15 protein-coding genes and 1 tRNA gene are annotated in these 23125 nt (G+C 63.2%); 10 read left to right on the top strand and 6 right to left on the bottom strand.

From position 1 onward, the window contains the following. Positions 1-2: 2 nt before the first annotated feature. The 6 genes from cls (at position 3) to CXY71_RS13200 (ending at position 11138) form a co-directional block, all read left to right on the top strand. Complete coding sequence (gene cls / locus CXY71_RS13225) at positions 3-1466, top strand: cardiolipin synthase (RefSeq protein WP_104136121.1); 1464 nt, start codon at positions 3-5, stop codon at positions 1464-1466. A 160-nt stretch (positions 1467-1626) separates the two neighbouring features. Beyond that, a complete protein-coding gene (locus CXY71_RS13220; RefSeq protein ID WP_104136119.1) occupies positions 1627-4152 on the top strand; it encodes an ATP-dependent Clp protease ATP-binding subunit in 2526 nt (841 codons plus the stop codon). A 100-nt stretch (positions 4153-4252) separates the two neighbouring features. Further along, positions 4253-4819, top strand: coding sequence for an amino-acid N-acetyltransferase (locus tag CXY71_RS13215; protein ID WP_104136116.1), 567 nt, complete (start codon positions 4253-4255; stop codon positions 4817-4819). A 211-nt stretch (positions 4820-5030) separates the two neighbouring features. Further along, the gene (locus tag CXY71_RS13210) at positions 5031-9758 is read left to right on the top strand and encodes an ExeM/NucH family extracellular endonuclease (RefSeq protein WP_104136114.1); all 4728 of its coding nucleotides are present in this window, start codon (positions 5031-5033) and stop codon (positions 9756-9758) included. A 131-nt stretch (positions 9759-9889) separates the two neighbouring features. Then, the gene (locus tag CXY71_RS13205; RefSeq protein ID WP_104136111.1) at positions 9890-10537 is read left to right on the top strand and encodes a hypothetical protein; all 648 of its coding nucleotides are present in this window, start codon (positions 9890-9892) and stop codon (positions 10535-10537) included. Between the two features lie 193 nt (positions 10538-10730). Further along, positions 10731-11138, top strand: a complete 408-nt coding sequence (locus CXY71_RS13200) for a dehydrogenase (protein ID WP_233204630.1) — start codon at positions 10731-10733, stop codon at positions 11136-11138. Positions 11139-11285: 147 nt separating this feature from the next. Here CXY71_RS13200 and radA read toward each other — a convergent pair whose 3' ends face one another. Together radA and CXY71_RS13190 are read right to left on the bottom strand one after the other, a co-directional pair. Beyond that, a complete protein-coding gene (gene radA / locus CXY71_RS13195) occupies positions 11286-12647 on the bottom strand; it encodes a DNA repair protein RadA (protein ID WP_104136105.1) in 1362 nt (453 codons plus the stop codon). Between the two features lie 53 nt (positions 12648-12700). After that, complete coding sequence (locus CXY71_RS13190) at positions 12701-13480, bottom strand: SGNH/GDSL hydrolase family protein (protein ID WP_233198303.1); 780 nt, start codon at positions 13478-13480, stop codon at positions 12701-12703. An 86-nt stretch (positions 13481-13566) separates the two neighbouring features. Between CXY71_RS13190 and CXY71_RS13185 the strand changes: the two genes are divergently transcribed. Continuing rightward, a tRNA-Ser gene (locus tag CXY71_RS13185) sits at positions 13567-13656 on the top strand. Between the two features lie 113 nt (positions 13657-13769). Beyond that, complete coding sequence (locus tag CXY71_RS13180; RefSeq protein ID WP_104136099.1) at positions 13770-14360, top strand: ABC transporter permease; 591 nt, start codon at positions 13770-13772, stop codon at positions 14358-14360. On the opposite strand, the gene CXY71_RS13175 is transcribed toward CXY71_RS13180, so the two are convergent. Continuing rightward, a complete protein-coding gene (locus tag CXY71_RS13175; RefSeq protein WP_233204629.1) occupies positions 14357-15415 on the bottom strand; it encodes an IS30 family transposase in 1059 nt (352 codons plus the stop codon). The genes CXY71_RS13180 and CXY71_RS13175 overlap by 4 nt on opposite strands. A gap of 198 nt (positions 15416-15613) precedes the next feature. On the opposite strand from CXY71_RS13175, the gene CXY71_RS13170 reads away from it, so the two are divergent. Then, positions 15614-17080 carry an ATP-dependent RecD-like DNA helicase gene (locus tag CXY71_RS13170; protein ID WP_146072824.1) on the top strand — a complete coding sequence of 489 codons (1467 nt, stop codon included), beginning with the start codon at positions 15614-15616 and terminating at the stop codon, positions 17078-17080. Between the two features lie 3 nt (positions 17081-17083). After that, a complete protein-coding gene (locus tag CXY71_RS13165) occupies positions 17084-18280 on the top strand; it encodes a helicase C-terminal domain-containing protein (protein ID WP_146072823.1) in 1197 nt (398 codons plus the stop codon). Positions 18281-18614: 334 nt separating this feature from the next. Here CXY71_RS13165 and CXY71_RS13160 read toward each other — a convergent pair whose 3' ends face one another. The 3 genes from CXY71_RS13160 to CXY71_RS13150 all read right to left on the bottom strand — a co-directional run bounded on the left by CXY71_RS13160 (position 18615) and on the right by CXY71_RS13150 (position 22821). Further along, a complete protein-coding gene (locus tag CXY71_RS13160) occupies positions 18615-19976 on the bottom strand; it encodes an MFS transporter (RefSeq protein ID WP_104136093.1) in 1362 nt (453 codons plus the stop codon). Between the two features lie 263 nt (positions 19977-20239). Then, positions 20240-21565 carry a four-carbon acid sugar kinase family protein gene (locus CXY71_RS13155; RefSeq protein WP_104136090.1) on the bottom strand — a complete coding sequence of 442 codons (1326 nt, stop codon included), beginning with the start codon at positions 21563-21565 and terminating at the stop codon, positions 20240-20242. Continuing rightward, on the bottom strand, positions 21562-22821 hold the full coding sequence (locus tag CXY71_RS13150; RefSeq protein WP_255412639.1) for a RuBisCO large subunit C-terminal-like domain-containing protein: 1260 nt from the start codon (positions 22819-22821) through the stop codon (positions 21562-21564). The genes CXY71_RS13155 and CXY71_RS13150 overlap by 4 nt, the downstream gene beginning before the upstream one ends. Positions 22822-23125 lie beyond the last annotated feature (304 nt).

Here is a 23125-nt window from a genome sequence, read left to right as displayed (position 1 = left end):
CGATGTTCGGCATTGATGGCGTGACCATCACTGTTCTGCTGGCCCTGATAGTCGATTTTTCCATTCGCATCGTAGCAATCATTGTCGTGCCACGGAATCGACGCCCGATGTCGGGCATGGCCTGGCTGCTGACCATTTTCTTCATTCCGTACCTCGGCGTGCTGTTGTTCCTGCTGATCGGTTATCGCACACTGCCGAAGAAGCGCCGGTTGATGCAGGATGAAATCAATAGGTTCATTCTCGACAGCACCGACGGAATGGATTTGGTGCAGCACGACCGCCCGTGGCCGAGCTGGCTCGAATCGGTCGTCGAACTCAACCGCAACCTCGGGGCGATGCCGCTCGTCGGCGATAACACGGCGAGCCTGATCAACGACTATCAACTGTCTTTTGACACCATGATCGCCGACATCGACCGGGCTCAGAAATACGTGCACGTTGAGTTCTACATTCTCTCGCTCGATCACACCACGGCGCCGTTCTTCGACGCGCTCGAGCGCGCCCACCGGCGTGGGGTCAGCGTGAGGGTTCTGCTTGATCACATCCAGTCCATGCGCAAGCCCGGTTTCACGCAGACCAAACGGCGGCTAACGGATGACGGTATCGCCTGGCACCTCATGCTGCCCGTACAGCCGTTCAAGGGCAAATGGCAACGGCCTGATCTGCGCAATCACCGCAAACTGCTCGTGGTGGACGGCCTGGTCGGCTTCATGGGGTCGCAGAACATCATCGACCGCTCGTACAACATGCGCCGAAACATCCGTCGTGGCCTGCAGTGGAAAGACTTCATGACCCGGCTGGAGGGCCCGATCGTGTCTGGGCTCAACGCGATCTTCATCACCGACTGGTACAGCGAGACCAACGAGCTGCTCACCCGCGATATCGAGCCGGTGCATCCGCGGCCGGTGACGGATGCCCTCGACTGCCAGGTCGTTCCGAGCGGCCCCGGGTTTCGCGGCGAGAATAACCTACGCCTGTTCCTGGCACTGTTGTACTACGCGCAGGATCGCATCATCATCACCAGCCCGTACTTCGTGCCGGATGAGTCGGTCATGTACGCCATCACGACCGCAGTGCAGCGCGGACTGCACGTGGAGCTGTTCGTCTCCGAGATCGGCGACCAGGCCGTGGTCTATCACGCCCAGCGCTCGTATTACGAGGAACTGCTGACCGCCGGCGTGCATATCTACATGTACAAGGCGCCGTACATTCTGCACGCCAAGCACTTCACGATCGATGATGAGGTCGCAGTCGTCGGCTCGAGCAACATGGACCAGCGTTCCTTCAGCCTCAACATGGAGGTGTCGCTCATGGTGCGCGGCCCGTCGTTCGTGCGCAACCTGCGCACCATGGAAGACGAGAACCGACGCAACAGCCGCGAACTCACCCTCGAGGAGTGGCGCAAGCAGCCGCTGCGCTCGACCATCCTCGACAACCTCGCCCGGCTGACCTCCGCGGTGCAGTAGCGCCGGTAGCAAAACGGATGCTGCGCGCAGGGCGTGCGCGCAGCATCCGTCACTCTGTCTGCATCATCACGCCTACGGCGAACAAACACGCGCGAGCGGCGCAGGCTGGCTACTCTCGATGTAACGGCACCAACTGCCCTGGCGCCAAGGGAGCGATCACATGTTTGAAAGATTTACCGACCGAGCTCGTCGCGTCGTCGTTTTGGCCCAGGAAGAGGCCAAGATGCTCAACCACAACTACATCGGCACCGAGCACATTCTGCTCGGGCTGATCCACGAGGGTGAAGGCGTCGCCGCGAAGGCTCTGGAGAGCCTCGGCATCTCGCTGGACGCCGTGCGCGAGCAGGTTCAGGACATCATCGGCCAGGGGCAGCAGCAGCCCACCGGTCACATCCCCTTCACGCCTCGGGCGAAGAAGGTTCTCGAGCTAAGCCTGCGCGAAGCGCTGCAGCTCGGTCACAACTACATCGGCACCGAGCACATTCTGCTCGGCCTTATTCGCGAGGGCGAGGGCGTCGCCGCTCAGGTTCTGGTGAAGCTCGGCGCCGACCTCAACCGCGTGCGCCAGCAGGTCATCCAGCTCCTCTCCGGTTACCAGGGCAAGGAGCAGGTCGCCGTCGGCGCTAACGAGCAGGCGGCCAACACGGCCGGCAGTCAGGTGCTCGACCAGTTCGGTCGCAACCTCACCCAGATGGCCCGCGACAACAAACTCGACCCGGTCATCGGGCGCGAGAAAGAAATCGAGCGGGTCATGCAGATCCTCTCGCGTCGCACCAAGAACAACCCCGTGCTGATCGGTGAGCCCGGCGTCGGCAAGACCGCCGTCGTCGAGGGGCTCGCCCAGGCGATCGTCAAGGGCGATGTGCCCGAGACGCTCAAGGACAAGCAGCTCTACTCGCTCGACCTCGGCTCTCTCATCGCCGGCAGCCGCTACCGCGGTGACTTCGAAGAGCGACTGAAGAAGGTCACCAAGGAGATCCGCACCCGCGGCGATATCATCGTCTTCATCGACGAGATCCACACCCTGGTCGGTGCGGGCGCCGCCGAGGGAGCCATCGACGCCGCGTCGATCCTCAAGCCGCTGCTCGCTCGCGGTGAGCTCCAGACCATCGGTGCGACCACCCTTGACGAGTACCGCAAGCACTTCGAAAAAGATGCTGCGCTCGAGCGCCGCTTCCAGCCGATCCAGGTGAACGAACCGTCGCTGCCGCACACCATCAACATCCTCAAGGGACTGCGCGACCGCTACGAAGCGCACCACAAGGTTTCGATCACCGACGGTGCCCTCGTAGCCGCGGCGAACCTTGCTGACCGCTACGTCTCCGACCGGTTCCTGCCGGACAAGGCCATCGACCTGATCGATGAGGCCGGCGCCCGCCTGCGCCTATCGATCCTGTCGAGCCCCCCGGAGCTGCGCGAATTCGACGAGAAGATCGCCGTAGTTCGTGCCGCCAAGGAACTCGCCATTGAAGAGCAGGACTTCGAGAAGGCCGCCGGACTGCGCGACGAGGAGAAGAACCTTCTTGGCGAGCGTCTGCGCTTGGAGAAGAAGTGGAAGTCCGGCGACGTCAAGACCACCGCGGTGGTCGACGAAGGCTTGATCGCCGAGGTTCTGGCCCAGGCCACCGGCATTCCGGTGTTCAAGCTCACCGAGGAAGAGTCCTCGCGGCTGGTCTTCATGGAGAAGGCTTTGCACCAGCGCGTCATCGGTCAGGAAGAGGCCATCTCGGCGCTCGCCAAGACCATCCGTCGCACCCGGGCCGGCCTGAAGGACCCGAAGCGTCCCTCTGGTTCCTTCGTCTTCGCCGGCCCCACCGGTGTCGGCAAGACGGAGCTCGCCAAGGCACTCGCCGAGTTCTTGTTCGACGACGAGGCCGCCATGATCTCGCTCGACATGAGTGAGTACGGCGAGAAGCACACCGTGTCGCGCCTGTTCGGTGCGCCTCCCGGATTCGTCGGCTTCGAAGAGGGCGGTCAGCTCACCGAGAAGGTGCGGCGCAAGCCGTTCTCCGTGGTGCTGTTCGATGAGATCGAAAAGGCTCACCCCGACATCTTTAACTCCCTGCTCCAGATTCTGGAAGAGGGTCGGTTGACGGATGGTCAGGGTCGCGTGGTCGACTTCAAGAACACCGTCATCATCATGACTACCAACCTCGGCACCAAGGACATCTCGGGCGGACCGGTCGGCTTCCAGCTGGAAGGCGACAGCACCACCGGGTACGAGCGTATGGCCGGCAAGGTCAAGGACGAGCTGAAGAAGCACTTCAAGCCCGAGTTTCTCAACCGCGTGGACGAGGTCATCGTGTTCCCGCAGCTGACCAAGCCTGAGCTGCTGCAGATCGTCGACCTGTTCATTAAGCGTCTCGGCGTGCGTCTGCTCGACCGCGACATGACCGTCGAGGTCACCGTCCCGGCCAAGGAACACCTGATCGAGGTCGGATTCGACCCGACGCTCGGTGCTCGTCCGCTGCGTCGCGCCATCCAGCGCGAGGTGGAAGACCGCCTGTCGGAGAAGATCCTGCAGGGCGAGCTCAATGCCGGTGACCACGTGCACGTGGACTTCGTCGAGGGCAAGCTTGTCTTCACCACGACGACCCGGGCAGAGTCGGTCGGCGTCGGAGTGAACACTGCAGCCGCAGTCGGCACCGGTCCGGCCACCCCCAACCTGGCTATCACTAGCGACTAGCAGTTCCAGCGCTAGTTTCAACAGAAGGGCCCGGCAGATGCGTCTGCCGGGCTTTTTCTGTGCCCTCACTAGACTGGTGGTTTGATCCTGAAACAGCCACATGAGAGGGCCGATCGGCGTGACCGTAGTGCAGCAGACCGCACCTGAACAACCCGAACTGGAGTATTCGGTGCGCCGCGCTCGCACGAGTGACGTTCCCGGCATCGAAGCGCTGGTCGAGCCGCTCGTACAGCAGCGCATTCTCCTCGGCAAGGACCGGGTCGTGTTCTACGAGGCGGTGCAGGAGTTTCGGGTCGCCGTCGACTCGTCCGGTACCCTGATCGGTTGCGGCGCGCTGCACGTCATGTGGGAAGACCTCGGCGAGGTGCGCACCCTGGCCGTTGACGCGACATGGCTTGGCCGCGGCGTCGGCTACACGATGATGCAACGCCTCGAAGCGGATGCCCAGGGCCTCGGCCTGAGCCGACTGTTCTGCCTCACCTTCGAGGTCGGCTTCTTCACCCGCAACGGCTTCAGCGACATGGGTACCGAAACCGTTGATCCGACCGTCTACGCCGAACTCGTGCGGTCGTCCGATGAGGGCGTCGCCGAGTTTCTCGACCTGGCTCGGGTGAAGCCGAACACGCTCGGCAACACCCGCATGGTGAAACGCCTGACTCGTTCCTGAACCGGCGGAATTCTGCGTGACCGGCCCGATCGTGGCTATCTGTGCTGCGTGGCGCCGATTTCAGCTGCGCATACGAGCAAAATGAGCGGAGTTTACCCCCCGGTCATGGGCCGTCACTAGGCTGCGAACTATTGCACCGACCGGCACCACATCACGGGAGCAAATCCCCGGGTGCAATGAGACCACCATCGTTCAATGAATGAGGAGATCCATGTCATCCGCCGTTCGCAGCCGCTCGAGGCTGGTTTTAGCCACACTTCTGGGGGTAAGCCTCGCGGCCGCTCCGATCATTGCCGTACCGGCCAGCGCCAATACCGCCGGCACCGGAGTCGTCATCAACGAGGCCTACTTCAACGGGGGCAGCTCGGGCGCGACCTATCTGAACAAGTTCGTCGAGCTGTACAACCCAACCGATGCCGACGTCTCGCTTGTCGGCACGTCGGTTCAGTATCGCTCGGCCACCGGAACGTCGAACCCGACCGGGGTCGTCGCCCTCACCGGCACCATTGCCGCCGGCGGCTACTACCTCGTACAGGGAAGCTCGAACGCCGCCAATGGCGCGGTACTGCCGACACCGGATGACTCCTTCGGCACCTCCTTTGCCGCTGGCTCCGGCACGATCTTCTTCGCCAACCAGTCCACGGCGCTGACCGCACCAGCCACGGGCTCGCTCACCGGGCAGGCCGAAATTCTGGACCTAATCGGCTACGGCAGCTCGAACACGTTTGAGGGAACGGTAGCAGCCAACGCATCCGTTACGACGTCGGTGAACCGCACTAACTTCTCTGACACCGACGTCAACGCCGCCGACTTCAGCTCGGGCGAGCCCACGCCGACGAACACGGCCGGCGAGACCGGCAGCCCGGTCGTACCAGACCCCGAACCGACTCCGGTACCCGACCAATTGACCGCGATCAACGCGATCCAAGGCACGACCGACGCGAGCCCGCTGGCCGGAACCGTCATCAAGACGTCGGGTGTCGTCACGGCCGCCTACCCGACCGGCGGCTTCGACGGGTTCTACCTGCAGACCGCTGGGACCGGTGGCGACGTTGACTTTGCAAGCCACACCGCATCGCATGGTGTTTTCGCGTACTCCAACTCGGCAACCGCGAACGTGCAGATCGGCGACCACGTACAGGTCGTGGGCACCGTCGTCGAATTCTTCGGCATGACCGAGGTGACCTTCGGCACCGTTGATGATGTCGTCCAACTCACCGACCCCGCTGTGTCGGTGACACCGGCTACGGTCTCGTTGCCCACCAGTATGCAACAGCGCGAAACCCTCGAGGGCATGCTGATCGCGCCCCAGGGCGACTTCACCGTCACCAACAACTACACGACCAACCAGTACGCCGAGATCGGCCTCGCCGCCGGAACGACACCCCTGGTGAACCCGACTGTGGCGGCACTGCCCGGCTCGGCCGAGTACACGGCGGCCATCGCGGCCAATGCCGCACGTGCAGTGACCCTCGATGACGGTGCGAGCACGAACTTCCTCTCCAGTACCAACCAGGGAACCCCGGTGCCGTACCTCACCGTCGCCGATCCCCTGCGCATCGGTGCGGCCGTGACCTTCACGAAGCCCGTGATCTTTGACTACCGCAACGCCTCGTGGAAATTCCAGCCCACCGCGGCGCTGACCGCCGCAAACGCCGCCACGGTTCAACCGGCTACGTTCGCCAATACGCGAACGGAGGCTCCCGAAGACGTGGGCGGGGACATCCGTCTCGCGAGCTTCAACGTCTTGAACTACTTCTCCACCGTCGGTGATTCCCTTTCCGGTTGCTCGTATTACAACGACCGGGCCGGGAACTCGATCACCGTGCGAAGCGGATGCGACGCCCGCGGCGCCGCGAACACCGTCAACTTCGAACGGCAGCAGGCCAAGATAGTCTCGGCCATCAACGCCCTCGACGCCGACGTTGTCTCGCTTGAGGAGATCGAGAACTCGGCCGCTTTCGGCAAGGACCGCGACGACGCCCTCGCCAACCTGGTAAACGCCCTCAACGTAGCGGTCGGCAGCACGGTCTGGGCTTTTGCGGCCTCTCCCACTGAGCTTCCCGCCAACGAAGACGTCATCCGCACCGCTTTCATCTACAAGGCCGGTGCGGTCGAAACCGTGGGAGGATCCAAGATCCTCACCGGTTCCGCGGCCTTCAGCAACGCTCGCCAGCCACTCGCCCAGGCCTTCGCGCTGGTCGGTGACACGGACAGCTCGTTCCTCGCCATTGTCAACCACTTCAAGTCGAAGGGCTCAGGTACCGGCGTCGACGCCGACATGAATGACGGTCAGGGTGCCTCGAACGCCTCCCGGGTGAACCAGGCCATCGCCCTCGTTGACTTTGCCAGCGGGCTGAAAACCAGCACGGGCATCGACCGGGTGTTTCTCACGGGTGACTTCAATGCTTACGACCTGGAAGACCCGATCAGGGTGATCACCGACGCCGGGTATATCAACCAGGGTGCCAAGACTGGCGAGTACAGCTATGCCTTCGGCGGTACGGTCGGTTCGCTCGACCACGTGTTCGCTTCGCCCGAAGCGGATGCCACGGTGAACGACGTCGACATTTGGAACATCAACTCCGTTGAATCGGTGGCCCTTGAATACAGCCGCTATAACAACAACGTGACCGACTTCTACGTTGCCGACGCGTTCCGTTCCTCCGACCACGACCCGGTCGTGCTCGGACTCAACCTGGCCACGCCCACCGCGGTGGAGCTCAACCTGCTCAACATCAACGACTTCCACGGACGCATCGACGCCAACACCGTCAAGTTCGCCGGAACCGTCGAGCAGTTGCGGGCCGAGTACGGCGACGCGAACTCGCTGTTCCTCTCGGACGGTGACAACATCGGCGCGTCGCTCTTCGCGTCGGCGTCGCAGAACGATCAGCCCACCATTGACGTGCTCAACGCCCTCGGTCTCGCAGCCTCGGGCGTGGGCAACCACGAGTTCGATCAAGGCTTTTCCGACCTCACCGGTCGAGTGGCCGATGCTGCCAACTTCGACTATCTCGGGGCCAACGTCTACAACGTGGGAACAGAGACTCCCGCGATGCAGGAGTACGCCCTCCTCGACGTGGCGGGCATCACCGTGGGAGTGATCGGCGCAGTGACGGAGGAGACCCCCACCCTGGTCTCGCCCAATGGTATCGCCAGCCTCAGCTTCGGCGACCCCGTCGAAGCGGTCAACCGCGTTGCGGCCCAGCTTACCGACGGCGACCTGACGAACGGCGAAGCGGATGTCCTGATCGCTGAGTACCACGAGGGTGCCGGCGCTGGGACTCCCGACGGCGCAACGCTCGAGCAGGAACTCGCAGCCGGCGGGGCCTTCGCGAGCATCGTGAATGAGACCTCGGCCGAGGTCGATGCGATCTTCACTGGTCACACGCACAAGCAGTATGCGTGGGACGCCCAGGTACCCGGAGCGGCCACCGGCGTCACGCGCCCGGTGCTGCAGACGGGCAGCTACGGCGAGAACATCGGCCAAGTCGTGCTCAGCTATGACGTGGCCTCCGGCGACACCACCACGGTGAAGAACCGCAACGTGGCCCGCTCGATCGTTGCCGATGCCGACCTCGTGGCCGCGTACCCGCGCGTCACCGAGGTTCAGACCATCACCAATGCCGCGTTGGCCGAGGCCGCGATCCAGGGCAATGTGCCCGTGGGTTCGGTCACCGCCGACATCACCAGGGCGTGCCTCGGCGGAGTCGCGCCGTGCGCCGAAAACCGCATGGCGCCATCCGCTCTGGGGACGCTCGTGGCAAACTCGCTTCGCGCATCGCTGGCCGACCCCACCATCGGCGGCGCCCAGATCGGTGTCGTCAACCCCGGTGGGATGCGCGCAGACCTCTCGCTCGCACCCGATGGTGTCGTCACCTACGCCGAGGCGAACGGGGTGCTGCCATTCCTGAACAACCTCTGGACGACGAGTCTTACCGGCGCGCAGTTCAAGACTGTGCTCGAGCAGCAGTGGCAGACCAACGCCGATGGCACCATTCCCAGCCGTCCGTTTTTGCAACTCGGTCTGAGCGACAACGTGAACTACACGTTTGACGCGTCAAGAGATACCGGAAGCCGCATCACGGGCATCTGGATCGACGGCGCCCAGATCGATCCGGCGCAGTCCTACCGCATCGGTTCGTTCAACTTCCTGCTCACCGGAGGCGACAACTTCCGTGAGTTCAAGAACGGAACGAACACCCGTGATTCCGGCCTCGTCGACCGTGATGCCTGGATCTCCTACATCCAGGCCAACAGCCCGTTGTCACCGTCGTTCAAGGCCAACCAGGCTTCGATCACCGGCGCCCCCACGGCCGCAGTCAACCTGGGTGATACGATCACCTTCACGGTGGGCAGCCTCAATATCACCTCGCTCGGCGCCCCGAAGAACACCCAGCTCGCGCTGAGCTGGTCGGGCACCGACGTGGGTACGGCATCCGTTGATTCGACGGGCACGGCCACGGTCACCGTGACGGTGCCGGCCGACGCCGTGGAGAACAGCGTTCTCGAGATGACCGCGGTTGAATCGGGCACCATTGTGCGCCTCGCCATCGCGGTTGCCGTGAGCGCCGAACCGGGAGATGCGCCCACCGCAGCCCTGGAGAAGGAGCTCACCAAGAAGCTGCGGAACGCGATCGACACCGACCAAAACTCCTATCGGGCCGGTGACATGGTCGTTGTCGAGGTCGGAGTGCAGCACGCCGGAGAGTACGTGTCGGTGTGGGCCTATGACAAGAAAAAGGCCGCCAACCTCGGCGGCTGGTTACTCGTCAGCGCAGAGGGCACGGTGAGCGTCACGCTCGCCGACGGCCTCAAGCACGGCAAGTACAGCGTGTCAGCGCAGAATGCTAACGGTGACCTAATCGGCTGGACCGATGTCACTGTTGAACACGCCAAGAAGGCCCCGAAGCCGCCGAAACCAGGGCACCGCTAGGGCACGGTTATCGCAGGGGCCCGCTCGCACCGTTTCGGTTGCGGGCGAGCCTCTGCGTGTTCCGGCGGCAATTGCTGCCGACACGCACGCCATTGCCAGCTTCCGGCTCCGAACATCAATAACCTTGGGGCATGTCGTCGATCAAGCAACCGGTCGGCCGCCAGTCCAGCAAAGTCTACCGGCGCCGACGTTTCGTAGTGGGGCTCGGCGTGCTTGCCGTGCTCGTGATCCTCTTTCTTATCATCGTGCAACCGGGGGTGAGCAAGAGCGACGCCGACTCCCCGAAAAAGCCGGGCGCAGCCACGACCGAGACGGCCACACCAACGGATGCCGCCACCGCCATTCCCGAGGTCACCACCGCCGTCGATGGCTCGGCCTGCGACCCGTCCGCGGTTGCGGTCGCGGCCATCACCGACGCCACGAATTACGCGACCGGCGTGTTGCCGCAGCTGTCGCTGAGTCTGACCAACATTGGCACCACTGCTTGCGTTATCAACGCCGGCAACGCCCAGCAGGTGTTCACCGTGATGAGTGGTGAAGACGTCTATTGGACCTCGACCGATTGCCAGACTAATCCGATCGACGCCGAGGTGACACTCAAGCCCGGTGTGGTCATGCCGCTCGCAACCCCGATCAGCTGGGATCGCACCCGCTCGGCCGTTGACACCTGCCAGACCGAGACCCGCACCGCGGTTCCGGCCGGCGGGGCGTCATACTACCTGCACGTGACCGTGGACGGCATCGAAGCGGCCGACCCGGCGTTGATGATTCTGAACTAGGAGTCGGCGGAACAGTACGTAACGCCGGAAGGACTGCGCCACGTCGTCCCCACTGCTTCAAGGTGACCCGGGGTTTCCGGCGCAGCGTTCCGAAGGCCGCGCCGCACCGGGCCGAGCGTGGGGCGGGTATCCGTTCGCTCGTGGCATGCGCTGCCAGCTGGGCGTGTTCGGCTGTGCCTGATTGAATGAATGGGTGACCGATACGACTGCCAACACCCGTTCCGAGGCGCTCGCCGCCGCTCTGGCGGCGCAAGACGTCGTCGCTGTCGCCTACGCGCTGCGCAACGATTACATGATTGTGCCGCAACTCGTCGTCAACGGGGAGGCAGCGCAGGTGCGGGTCTTCGGCCGCGAAGGCTCCGACAAGCGGATGCTGCTGCTCTTCTCGGCCGCCGACAACTACGCGCGTGTGGTGCCCGACGATCCGAATCCGCAGGTCATGGTCTGCGACGGCCAGTGGCTGCGGGAATTTCTCACCGTGCATGCCGCTACCCTGGAAATGGTGTTCTTCGACACCGCCGGGCCGAACGTGATGCAGGCCGCTCCGGCCGATCTGCTCAAGGCGCTGAGCCCCGAACTCGGCCAGAGTGACGCCGACTGAGGCCTCGCCCGGGCACGCGGCAGCGCATCAGGCAGGCGTCAGTTGAACCGCCTGGTGTTCAGGTGCAAGCACGGCGCACCGAGCCTGCACCCTCTTTTCGGGCAGCGCTCATCTACGGTCGCGTATGGGCGGGGTGGTTTGCCGAGTCTAGAACGCCCGATCGAGTTCGGCGTCGCGTGGGCTGCGGCTGGTTCCGAGCGCGAGAGCAACCGCCGCGTGGATCGACCCGCAGGCGGCGTCGATTTGGGTGGTGAACCCGAGGCGCACGGCTTCGTTCACGCGTTGCTTCGACATGAGCGCCCCGCGCACTTCGCCCGCGAGGCTGATCTCACCGAAGGCAACCACATTGTGAGCGACTGCGAGTCCGGTGAACGCCGACGCGATGGCTAGCGCAATCGCGAGGTCGGCGGCCGGTTCGGTGAGACGGATTCCGCCGACCGTCGACACGTAGACATCCTTGGTGGAGAGCTTCATGCCGGCGCGCTCCTGCAGCACGGCGAGCAACATGGCGACGCGGGCTGAGTCGACGCCGCTCGTGACCCGACGTGGGTTCGGCGCCTGAGTGTCGGTTACAAGCGCCTGCACCTCGACCGGCATGGCCCGTCGGCCCTCCAACGCGACGGTCACGCAGGTGCCGTCGACCGGATCGGTGGCCCGACTGAGGAACAGGCCGCTCGGATCGGGCACCTCTGCGATGCCGTCGCCGGTCATTTCGAAGCAGCCGACCTCGTCGGTGGGCCCAAATCGGTTCTTGAGCGCGCGAATGAACCGCAGCGAGGTCTGTCGGTCGCCCTCGAACTGGCAGACCACGTCGACCAGATGCTCAAGCACGCGTGGCCCCGCAATCGAGCCGTCCTTGGTGACGTGACCGACGAGCAGCACCGGAAGGTTGCGGTCTTTCGCCACCCGAATGAGAGTGGATGCGACTTCCCGCACCTGGCTGGGCATGCCCGGTGAGCCGTCGGAAAGTGCGCTCGAGACGGTTTGCACCGAGTCAATTATGATGAGTTCGGGCTTCACCGCGTCGATCTGGCCGAGGATGACCCCGAGGTCGGTTTCGGCCGCGATATAGAGCTCGGGTTCGAGTGCATTGGTGCGTTCGGCGCGCAGCCGCACCTGGCTCACCGATTCTTCGGCGCTGACGTAGAGCACGCGGCTCTTGGCAGCGGCGGCTTTCGACGCGACCTCGAGCAGCAGCGTGGACTTGCCGACGCCGGGCTCACCGCTGAGCAGAATCACCGAGCCGGGCACGATGCCGCCGCCGAGCACCCGGTCGAACTCGTTGATTCCGGTCGGCCAGTGAGCGGCGGCATCGGTTTCAACGTGGGTGATGGGACGGGCGACACCATCGCCGACGAGCGTGATCGCCTTGAGCTTACGAGTGCTGCCAGCGGTCTGGCCGGCATCGACGACGGTGCCCCACTGCTGGCATTCGCCGCAGCGGCCCGCCCATTTCAGGGTGGTCCAGCCGCACTCGGAGCAGCGGAAAGAAGATACGGATTTTGCCATATTTTGAGCCTAGCCGCGGCCACCGACAGTCGACTCTGCGCGGGACGCTGGCTCTAGTCAGCGTCCTGGTGCCGCGGGTCGGCGGCCGATAACCGGTGGGCGGCATTGGCGCTGACCGCCGGGAGGAACGCCTCGGCCCAGGAGCGGTAACCGCGGTCGTTGGGGTGGAACAGATCCTTGGCGACGTGGGTCAGAATGCTGCGAAAGCCGGCCCGTTTGGTCGTAGAGTGCAGCGGAACCACCGCCAGTTCGTGCTCGGCGGCAACGCGGCGAATGATCTCGTTGGCAACGGCGACTTTGACCTCGTTGTGCGGCAGATGAAAGCAGGGCAGGTCGGCGACGAGGGCATGCGGCGGCAGTGCGGCGAACACTGTTCGGATGCCGGCTTCAAACGCCACGGAGTTCCACAGGGCGATATCGTTGGCGCCGATCGCGACCGTAACGAGGTCGGCCTCCAGCTTGGCGAAGCGGGGAAGCTGGTCGCGTACGGCCAAAGCCACGGTTGCGCCTGAAACGCTGAGATTGACAACGCGTACCGTCTGGCCGGTCGCCAGGCGCACGTGATCGGCGAGCACGCCGACGTAGCTCTTGTTCGGGCTCGACGCCCCGATGCCCTGGGCGGCACTGTCGCCGATCGCGACGTAGAGCAGCTCGCCCGACTGCTTTGCGTGGTCACGCCACCAGGCTGAGTGTCCCGGCAGGGTCTCGTTGAGAATGGCCCTCTGCTGTTCCAAGTCGCGGCGCCACCAGGTCGTGGCCAGCACGATGCCGCCCGCGAATACAGCGACGGCGGTAGCCATGGCAGAGCGGATGCGTTGGGTCGGTGAGGTCACCCGCTGAGGCTACTCCGCGGCATCCGTGTGTCTGCTGCATGTTTGCCGATTCGCGTCGGACCTCAGTCTCTACTAAGATCGACGGCGGTACCGTGTCCGAGCGGCCGAAGGTGCGACTCTCGAAAAGTCGTGTGGGGGAGACTCCACCGTGGGTTCAAATCCCACCGGTACCGCCACGAAAAGCCCCTACATCCCAGTGTTTCACTGGGGAGCAGGGGGTTCCGTTTTTCTCGGCTGGCCGTTTTGCCCACGTTTTACAAATTTTTGGACATAGAAAAGACTCCGCGTCATGATCACACGGCGGTTTCGAGCAAGTCCAGTCCGTGTCAATTGCGACCAGCGAACATTCCTGTTCATCGTCGGCTTCGTGCGAGTCCTCGTTTTCCTGCTGCCCGTATTGGTCGCATATTTGTTCTTCCGGACCTCACTGAACATTCCCGAACTGCACCTGTCGAGCGTGACGATTGAACCCGTACAGATGGTCGTCGGAGCGCTCCTGGCGATCGGCGGGTTCGCCCTGTTTACCGGCAGGTTGGTCGCGATCGGAGCCGTCATGCCGACCGCGAAAGATGCCGGCAGTTGGTTCTCCGGACTCATCGTTCTCATGATCGTCCCGCTCTACGCGCTGTCGCTGGTCTTGTCGGACCGCCACAGCCCTCTCGTGCAGATCTTCACATATTTCCCGTACTCGGCACCGACCACCGCGATGCTGCGCAATGCGTTCAGCTCTCTCTCCGGCTGGGAAGCAGCCATCGTCATCATCGAGCTCTTTCTCCTCAGCGCGGTCGTACTGCAAGTCGCCGCCCGGCTGTTCCGATACGGGTCCATCGCTTACACCAGCAAAGGGCGTTTTCTAGCCATCGTCGCAACACACGGTTAAATGTGGGCTAGTTCTTTGAGCCTATCGAAGTGCGTTTGCGATGGCTCCCAATTGCGCGATTCGCGGGGGCGAGCGTTGATCTTGGCGGCGACCTCAGCCAAGCGTTCGGGGCTGTGGAGGTTCAGGTTGGTGCCCTTGGGGAAGTACTGGCGAATGAGTCCGTTGGTGTTCTCATTGGAGCCTCGTTGCCACGGTGAATGTGCGTCGCAGAAGTAGACGGGGATCGTCGTTTCTTCCTGGAATTGCCGATACTCGGCCATCTCCGATCCTTGATCCCAAGTCAGCGTTTTCCTGAGGTGCGCTGGTAGGGCGGACATCGCCGTGCCGACCCGTTCGCGGACGGTTGCTGCGTCGTGCTTGCCGCCCAGGTGCACGAGCATGAGGAAGCCGCTGGTGCGTTCCACGAGCGTGGCAATGGCCGAGCGGTTGAACGCCCCGCAGACTAGGTCCCCTTCCCAATGACCGGGGATGATGCGGTCGTCGACTTCGGCGGGTCGTTCACTCAGGAGCAGCCCCGAGAAGCGTGAACGCCTCGCGGTGGTGCTGCGGCGGGGTAGGCGTCCACGTCGCCCGGTGCGCAGGTGACGCGTCATTTCCCGGGTTAGCCCGTGGTTCTGCGGCGAGTACAGGGCCTGGGAGATGCTCTCGTGGACGACGTTCATGGCCGGCTGGCCGGGGAAGTCGACGCTCAATTGGTAGCTGATCTGTCGCGGGCTCCACTGTTCCTTCAGCATCTTCTGGATCGCGTCGCGCAATGGCGTACTCGTGGCGATCTTGCTTTGTCGAGGGCGTTTACGTGCCGCGTCGGCAAACGTTTGAGCAGCTCGGGGAACGTATCGCTTGGCGCGCGGGGCTTGATTGCGGCGCACTTCACGGCTGATGGTGGATGGGCTTCGCCCCAGCGCTGCTGCGATCTGGCGCAGGGACGTGCCGGCGTGCAGCGCGTCGGCGATGTGCACCCGCTCGTCCTCGGACAAGTACCGCGGCGAGATTACGGTGGGGGCGATCCGGGAGATTGGGGCGTAGGTCGTCTCGCGGCCGTGCGCTTTTTTCACGGTCCGGCCGTGGCGCCAGCGCATCCCCGTGCGCCGATTAATTTTCAGTGTGCGACACGCCTCGGCGTTGCTGATTCCTTGCCTCATGAGCCGAGCATATTCAACACGTGTCTCGGCCATCGGCAGCGCGCCGGTACCTTTTTTCCGGGTTCTTGAATTGTCTTTCATCGCTATTCCTAAACGTTAGGTGTTGCGACGTTGGCTGGAATACGCCCAGCTTCTCATGTCCGCCGACAGACCCGGCAGCGCGCCGAGTGGCGGCTGGCCGCGGTCAGGATCATCGGCGAGGTCGCCGTGGACACGATCGGAACTACGGTCCGGCAACGACAGCAGCTGTCGGCGCAGGACCAGATCCTTGCCGCGCTGAGTGTCGACGAGCTCGCCGATCGGGTGCTGCATACGGTCGAAGATAGCCGGGCTACCTGGCGTCGGTCGCATGTTGCAGCGGAGGCGCAACGCATCGCCCGGACCTTTGCGAACGTGAGCCCTGGCGTCGACGCACAGCAGATCGCCGAGGCTGTCGCGCAGGCCGTTATGGCGCGCGTGATTGCCGTCACCGCGCCGACACTCAACCCGGTCCCCGAGGCTTTGCAGCGCAAAGACGGCGAGTCCGTCTACCGCGTGCACGGGACGGAACGGTTTACCTCGGAGCGGATCCTCGCGATTGAGGACAGCCTGATCGACGCGGCCCGCACCGTCGCTGGCTTCGCCGTCGGGCCGGCCATCTTCGCCACTACGGTGGAGACGCTGAACGCCGCGAGCTCGTACCCGTTGGATGCTTCGCAGGTGGAGCTGGCCCGCCGTTTCGCATCCGGTGGCCGTCTCCTCGAGGTCGGGATCGGGCCGGCCGGAACAGGGAAGACCACCGCGATGCGCGCGTTTGCGCGTGCCGTGGAAGCGGGAGGTGGCCGAGTTTTGGCGTTGGCACCGACGGCGGCTGCGTCGACGGTGCTGGCTGAGGAGATCAAGGTGGAAGCGGAGACGGCGCACAAGCTGGTCGACGTGCATCGCAATGGGTCGCCGGAGCAGCAGGAATCTGACCAGTACCGCATCGACAGCAGCACGGTGCTTCTGATCGATGAGGCCGGTATGGCCTCGACCCCGTTGCTGTCGGACGTGTTGGAGCTTGCCCAGCTGCACGGGGCCACGATTCGCCTCCTGGGGGATCCGGCGCAGCTGGCCGCGGTCGAGTCCGGGGGAGCCCTGCGCTTGATCGAGCAGCGCGTGGGGGCCAGCTATCTCGACCAGGTGCACCGCTTCGTGGACGTTGAGGAAGCGGCGGCGTCCCTGCTGCTGCGTGATGGAGCCAGCGGTTCCCTGGACTTCTATGTCACGGCAGATCGCACGCGGGGCGGCATCCGTCAGAGCATGCTGGAAGAGATCTACGTGGCGTGGGCGGCCGATCGTGCTGATCACCGCCACTCGATCATGGTGGCGGGAACCAACGAGGAGGTTGCCGCGCTGAACGCGCGTGCGCGCCTGGACCTGATCGGCCAGGGTGCTGTCGGGAAGAGCGGGGCGTTGTTGCACGACGGGAACAAGGCAGGCGTGAATGATGTGATCGTGACGCGGCAGAACGATCGGAAGTTGCGCTCCAACCAGGGTAAGGACTTTGTCGCGAACGGGGATCTCTGGACGATCCTGGGTGACGAAGGCGGTGACTAGAAGGTGAAGAGCCTTCGGCACGGGGGAGTGTTGACCCTGCCGGCCGAGTACGTGGCCACGCACGTGGAGCTCGGGTACGCGGCGACGATCAATCGAGTGCAGGGAATGACCGTGGACACGTCCCACATTCTTGTGGACCCGCAGTCCACATCACGTGAGCAGCTGTACGTCGCGGCGACGCGCGGCCGTGAATCCAACCGGATGTATGCGGTCGTTGAAGAGACCCTCGAAGTGGATGCGCACGCTCCCGATCACCTGCGCACCTCGATCATCGATGCGCTCACCGCAGTGCTCGCACGCGAGGGCGCCGAGCGGTCGGCGACCGAGGAGATCCAACGCGAGCAGGATGCCGCGGCGAGTCTCTCGACGTTGTTGCCGGCCTATGAGGATGCTCTCGCACGGGTCTACGACCCGGACCAGATCGGGCGGATGGAAGCGGCCGTCCGCGATGTGCTCGACGCGGGCATCGCCGACCGGGTTGTCAGCGACGAAGCGTGGACGCATCTCGCGAGTCGGCTGGTTGCGCACGAGGCACGGGGTGCCGACGTGCGCACGCAGCTTGCCGCGGCCGTTCGGGCCGAGGACACCGAGCTCGACTCGACCGTTGAATCGTTCGCGAAGATCTACCATCACCGCCTCGGAGCACCGGCGGTTGCAATGGGCGACAGCGCGCTGCCGACCTGGGTGACTCCGCCGCCAGCTGGAGCTGATGGCGACAACCGTGAGGTTCGCGACTGGCTGCTGGCCCAAGCCGGTCTCGTCCAGGACCGAACGGCGGCGCTCGTCGATGCTGCGGTCGCCGCGCCGGAACCGTGGAGTGCGGCCCTTCGCCCCCAACCGGATGATGCATCCCTGCGGCAGGCGTGGCGGCGTGACCTCGGCAACGTGCTCGCCTTCCGCGACCTGAACCAGATCACGGATGCGGACTCACCTTTCGGCGCTATCCGTCCCGACGACGATGCCTATGCTGCGGCGACCGAATCCCTCGAGCGGCTTCGCGTGGTTGAGGACCACTCGGCAGTCGAAGCGAGACGTCGAACCGCCGAGCTACGCCAGCGCCTAGCTGGAGCCAGCACTGTAGTGAGCAACGTCGATGTCACCGAACGCGTCCGGCGAATTCGCGGGCGCGACGTTGACCTCGGCACTGAGCAACAACACGACTTTCAGGCCGCCCCAATAGGTCCCCAGCCCAAGATTTAGCTCTGGTACTGATGAGTCGTGGATAGCCCGTTCCGCGGCCAGTCGCGGATGGACGGATGTTCAGGGGTGGAGAGGTTTAGAGCAGGTGAGTACTGCGACACCAAACTGGGGGTCTCCTCAAGTTCCATCACGCATCTAAAATTTATACCCTTTGCTGGCATTTAGAACAAAAGACCGGTTTAATAGATAACCCTTTTTCAAAAAACGTCGCCGTTTACCTCGAATACTCCCCCACTGCCAACGACGTGGGGCGCCCCTGTTCTTTAGAGCCATGCACTCCTCTGCGGCACTGGAGCAGATCACTACTCCAGTGCCGCAGACGAACATGCTGAGTTCAGCGCGAGGTAGCTATGGCTGTAGGTTCCTCGACGACCGGCTTGTGGGTGTCCCACGTGGGCCTGTCTAAGAACAGGTTCCACCCCTTACTCTCCGGCAGCATCTTGCCCAGCACTATCACGGCGATAACAGCGAGCCCCACGAGGTAGAACGCGGGCGCGATCGGGCTCTGGAGCGTTGCTGCGAGCCATCCGGCGATATACGGCGCCGGACCCGCAATGAAGGCCACGGCAAAGTTGAACGCTACGGCGCTCGAGGAGGAGCGGGTCTCTGCAGGGAAGAGCTCGACCAGCAGCACCACGCAGGTGACGCTCGCGAAGGCATGGATGACAATCAACAGCAGGAAGCCGATTATCACGAGAAGCATGTTACCCGTCCCCATGAGCGCGAAGGCAGGAATCGGCACGATCACGAAGCCGAGAGCGGCCAGCACATTGGGCCGACGTCGGCCCACCTTGTCGACGACCCAACCGGCGAAGAAGCAGAATCCGGAGTGGAAGAGCAGGCCGCATCCCGTGATCAGAAGGGCGGAACGGGGTGGCAGCCCGACCGTCACCTGAAGGTAGTTCACTGTGTAGGTCGAGATGTAGTAATAGCCGACGCCGTGCATGGTTCCGAAAGCGAGCGTCAGGACGGCCGCCTTCCAATTGCGGCGAAGTCCTGATATCAGTGGGTTCTTGACGATCCGCTTCTGCTTCTGAATTTCGGCGAAGACGGGCGACTCGTCCATCCTGAGGCGGATGAAGAGTCCGACCACGACAAGAATCCCGGCGACCCAGAACGGGATGCGCCATCCGAAGGCAAGCATCTGCTCGGTCGTGTAGATCGTGTTGAGCGTGAGTACAAAGAAGCTTCCAAATGCGGTGGCGAGCGAGCCTGTAGCGGAGATGACGCTCCCGTACCGGGCGCGCGATCCGACCGGGGCCCCTTCGATCAGGTAGGTAGCGGATCCTGTCCACTCCCCACCCGCGGACAGGCCCTGGAGCGCGCGAATGACGATGAGTAGCACTGGTGCAAGCACGCCGACCTCGGAGTAGGTCGGGAGGAACCCGATTAGCACGGTCGCCACTCCCATCCCGATGATGGAGATGACGAGCGCTGCGCGGCGTCCGAGATTGTCACCGACGATCCCGAGGATGACCGCCCCCAGCGGACGGAAGAGAAAGCCGACGGCGAAGACGCCGAGAGCCGAGAGGGTGCTCACGACGGGGTCGTCACCCGCGAAAAAGAGCGATCCGATGGTTACGGCGAGCACACCGTAGACCGCGAAGTCGTACCACTCGAGGAAGTTTCCGATGCCCACCGCGAGCGCGACTTGGCGCAATTTCCGGTGAGTCGGCGGGGTGCTGACGCTGGTCATATGTACTCCTTCGTACTTTGGGGAGAGAAAAGATGCCTACTCAGAGGTCCCCATCTGCCTTTGGTAGAAACTTGTGGCGCGGACATAATCGATGTCAAGCAGCGGTTTTCAAATGAGGCAATGAATGGTGCTACGCGGAGGTTTCTTATGAGTCAACGCGCACCGTTCATCGAGTTAACAGGGTAGGAAAAATTTGATGTCGCTTCTGATCGAGGCGAGCAGAAACAAGAAGTTGTTGACCGGGAGTGCTGGCACATCCGCTGTCACGACCTTAGAATTCCGGCAATGTTACCCACGCGAACGAGCTCAAAGAAGTTACGCTCTCCTATCTGCCCACCTTTCAGAACGACTTCGAGACCGTCTACACGGGGGTCCTCGGAGTGAAGTTCGAGAAGTAGGGTGTATGTTCCGACCCGCGCAGTGCTCGAGAGAGAAGATGCTTCTAGCGCGGTGACGACGTGCCCCGAGGTGTCTCCTCCGCAGATGATGACTCGGGTGACGTGGGCGGAGCTTCGGACTTCGAGAATAATCTGCGCTAAGGCCCGTGACACGACCTCGACCGACGGCGCATGCGCCACCGATAGTTGATTGGGGCCGCAGGTGTAGACCACGGCGCTTCTTCCGGCGGCGATCGCTGCTGCGGCGACGGATGCCGACGCGGAGACGGCGCTGTCAGGGTCGGATGCAACTAGCTGAGGATCAAGCAAGATTCCTTCCCAACCAGCCGAGAGGGCAGCGGCGATCTGGTCATCCGTCAGAGCAGAGCAAGAACCTGAGACGGCAAGACAGGGCCCATCCGCTGGCAGCAGCGAGGGTTCGACATGAGGGCGCACATCAACCAGGCCGGAGGCGACGGCGACGCTCAGCCCTCCCGACCCGACGGCGAAAGCTGTGCCTGTCTCGAGGGCCGTCCGCATGATCAACGTACCCGCCTCGCGGAGATCGGGTTCGGTGAGCGCGTCGATGACCACGGCGGGGTTTTCGTTGATGTCAGCAAAAGCGTATGCCGCACGTCCGCCGTCGGCGTGCAGATCCTGAAGTGTGACGGCGCCGATTCGTTCCTCGAGCTGTGCTTCAAGGTGGCTTGTCAGATCGCTTTCGCGCATCGGGGTGATCGGATGATTCGCCATGACGGGCTGGCGATCCAGTCGATAGATCGTGCCCCGGTCTCCAGCGAAATGATTGCTGTACACGGTGTAGCGCTTGAGGTCGGGCTGGGCCACAAGGAATGGCACCGGGTGAAGACCGAACAGCTCGCGGCCGAGCTCGAACGCGGGTGCAAATGATCCGATGGTCGGGGACGAGTCGGCTGTTGAACAAACCTTGTACTGCACTAAAGCAGGTTTAAGCAAAGCGAGACGTTCGAATGCCGGTCGGAGCGTGGCCCGGATCCGATCCGGCAACATAGAACGCGTCGTCCCCGCGATGCCGACGACATCGAATTTACGCGCCGCCTCTTCCAATTCCGGCTGAGAGGGCAGCCCGAGGAAGATGACCCCCGTCAGCCCGAACCACTGGTACTGGAGCAGGACGTCTACCGAGCCGGTGAAATCATCACCATAGAACGTGAGTAGACGGCCGGTGGTCACTTAACACCGCTGAAGGTTTTGAGGGCGACGTCCAGCGCAGACCCAGGTGCAGCCACCGCCTCCGGATTCTGACCGGCCACGACTGCAGACCAGGCTTCTCGTAGGCTTTGCACGCCGTCGACCACACCGCCGGGATGGGCATGAACCCCACCCCCGGCGAGAACAAGGAGATCGTCTGTCCGGAGGAAGCGGAAGGTGTCGGCGGCTGTCGCGGGCGTTTGTCCAGAGGACAAAACGGGAACCATCGCCTCCCCAACACCACTGAATGACCGGATCATCGCGGTATTCGCAGCGATCGTCTCGTTGCTTTCCCAAAACTTTCCGTTGATGCCACTGACGTGCAGATGGTCGGCGCCGGCGAGTTGGGCGAGCTGTTGGAATACCATGAAACCTACACCGAGCCGCGGGCTGCGATCGAGGGCGCCAAACCCGGCGCGGTGGCCGTGGATGACGAGATCACTGTTCGCGCGGAGGTGGCTGAGAGCAGGGAAACCAACCTCGGGAATTGCAAGCATGACGCAGTCTCCACCGTGCTCGGCGACAAGATCCGCGTTTCGCAGCATCTCGTCGATATCGCCGGTGACGTTGAATGCGTACATCGTCTTCTTGCCTGTGCGATCGGCAACGTCGTGAATCTCACGCATGACCGTGGCCACCCGGTCCGCGAACGGCGCGTATGGTGGGTTGGCGTTGAGCTCGTCGTCTTTAATGAAGTCGATATCGGCGAGTGCCAAGTCGCGGACAAGTGGACCCAATACGTCCAGCGGGAGCCCAATCGACGGCTTGACGATTGTCCCGATCATCGCGCCTTCCGCGCGGAGCAGGCGCCGTGTCCCGCTGAGTCCAAATCGGGCACCGTGATACTTCTCCCCGAATGCCGGAGGCAGATCAACATCGATGAGTTTTACGGATGCCAGCTCCTTCAATTCGTACAGATTGCCCGACAGTGTGGTCAGGAGCGCCCCGATGGAAGGCCCGAAATTGTGAAGCGGAAACGCGACACTGATCCGTCCGGTGGTCAGCTTCCCACCCGCTGGCATCCAGGATCCAGGTAGCGGAGCGAGCGTTTGCTTGAGAACCTCGACGGACCGGACCTCGGCGCCATGGTCCCGGATCAGCTCATCGCTCTCCAACGCGACTTTGGTGAATGTGCCGGAAGATTGCTCACCCGCCAGGACTGCTGCGGCGCGCTCCAACGGGAGATAGCTGGAGATGTCATACGTTGCCACAACTTCAGATCCACGCGAATCGAACACCTGCTTCGGAGAGGTGAGTGAAGAAGGGCTGAGAACAACTCGGTTTATCAACGCGAGCTCCTTTTTTCAATGATTTCCACCGTCTGCCCTGAGAGCTTTCCCAAGGTCATCGGACCGTGGCGGAGGCCGAGGTGATGTAGCTGTCGACTTCGGTTCGGCGCGCCCTAGTCCACGTCTCTGCCGTTGAGGCGGCAGCGACGAATAATCCGATCGCCCGGATTGCCGCGTAATACGACTCGGGTTCTACAGGCCGCCGCTGCGCGAATCTCGGATGAGTTGGCTGCGCTCGTCGCCAGGGGCAGTC

The sequence above is a fragment of the Cryobacterium sp. Y62 genome (assembly GCF_002929785.1).
Classification (GTDB): domain Bacteria; phylum Actinomycetota; class Actinomycetes; order Actinomycetales; family Microbacteriaceae; genus Cryobacterium.
This window is presented reverse-complemented; position numbering and strand designations above follow the sequence as displayed.

Coding starts and splice junctions, on each gene's coding strand:
- CXY71_RS13180 (WP_104136099.1), top strand. CDS start 13,770: ATGATCACACGGCGGTTTCGAGCAAGTCCAGTCCGTGTCAATTGCGAC.
- radA (WP_104136105.1), bottom strand. CDS start 12,647: ATGGCAAAATCCGTATCTTCTTTCCGCTGCTCCGAGTGCGGCTGGACC.
- CXY71_RS13160 (WP_104136093.1), bottom strand. CDS start 19,976: ATGACCAGCGTCAGCACCCCGCCGACTCACCGGAAATTGCGCCAAGTC.
- CXY71_RS13215 (WP_104136116.1), top strand. CDS start 4,253: ATGAGAGGGCCGATCGGCGTGACCGTAGTGCAGCAGACCGCACCTGAA.
- CXY71_RS13210 (WP_104136114.1), top strand. CDS start 5,031: ATGTCATCCGCCGTTCGCAGCCGCTCGAGGCTGGTTTTAGCCACACTT.
- CXY71_RS13205 (WP_104136111.1), top strand. CDS start 9,890: ATGTCGTCGATCAAGCAACCGGTCGGCCGCCAGTCCAGCAAAGTCTAC.
- CXY71_RS13220 (WP_104136119.1), top strand. CDS start 1,627: ATGTTTGAAAGATTTACCGACCGAGCTCGTCGCGTCGTCGTTTTGGCC.
- cls (WP_104136121.1), top strand. CDS start 3: ATGTTCGGCATTGATGGCGTGACCATCACTGTTCTGCTGGCCCTGATA.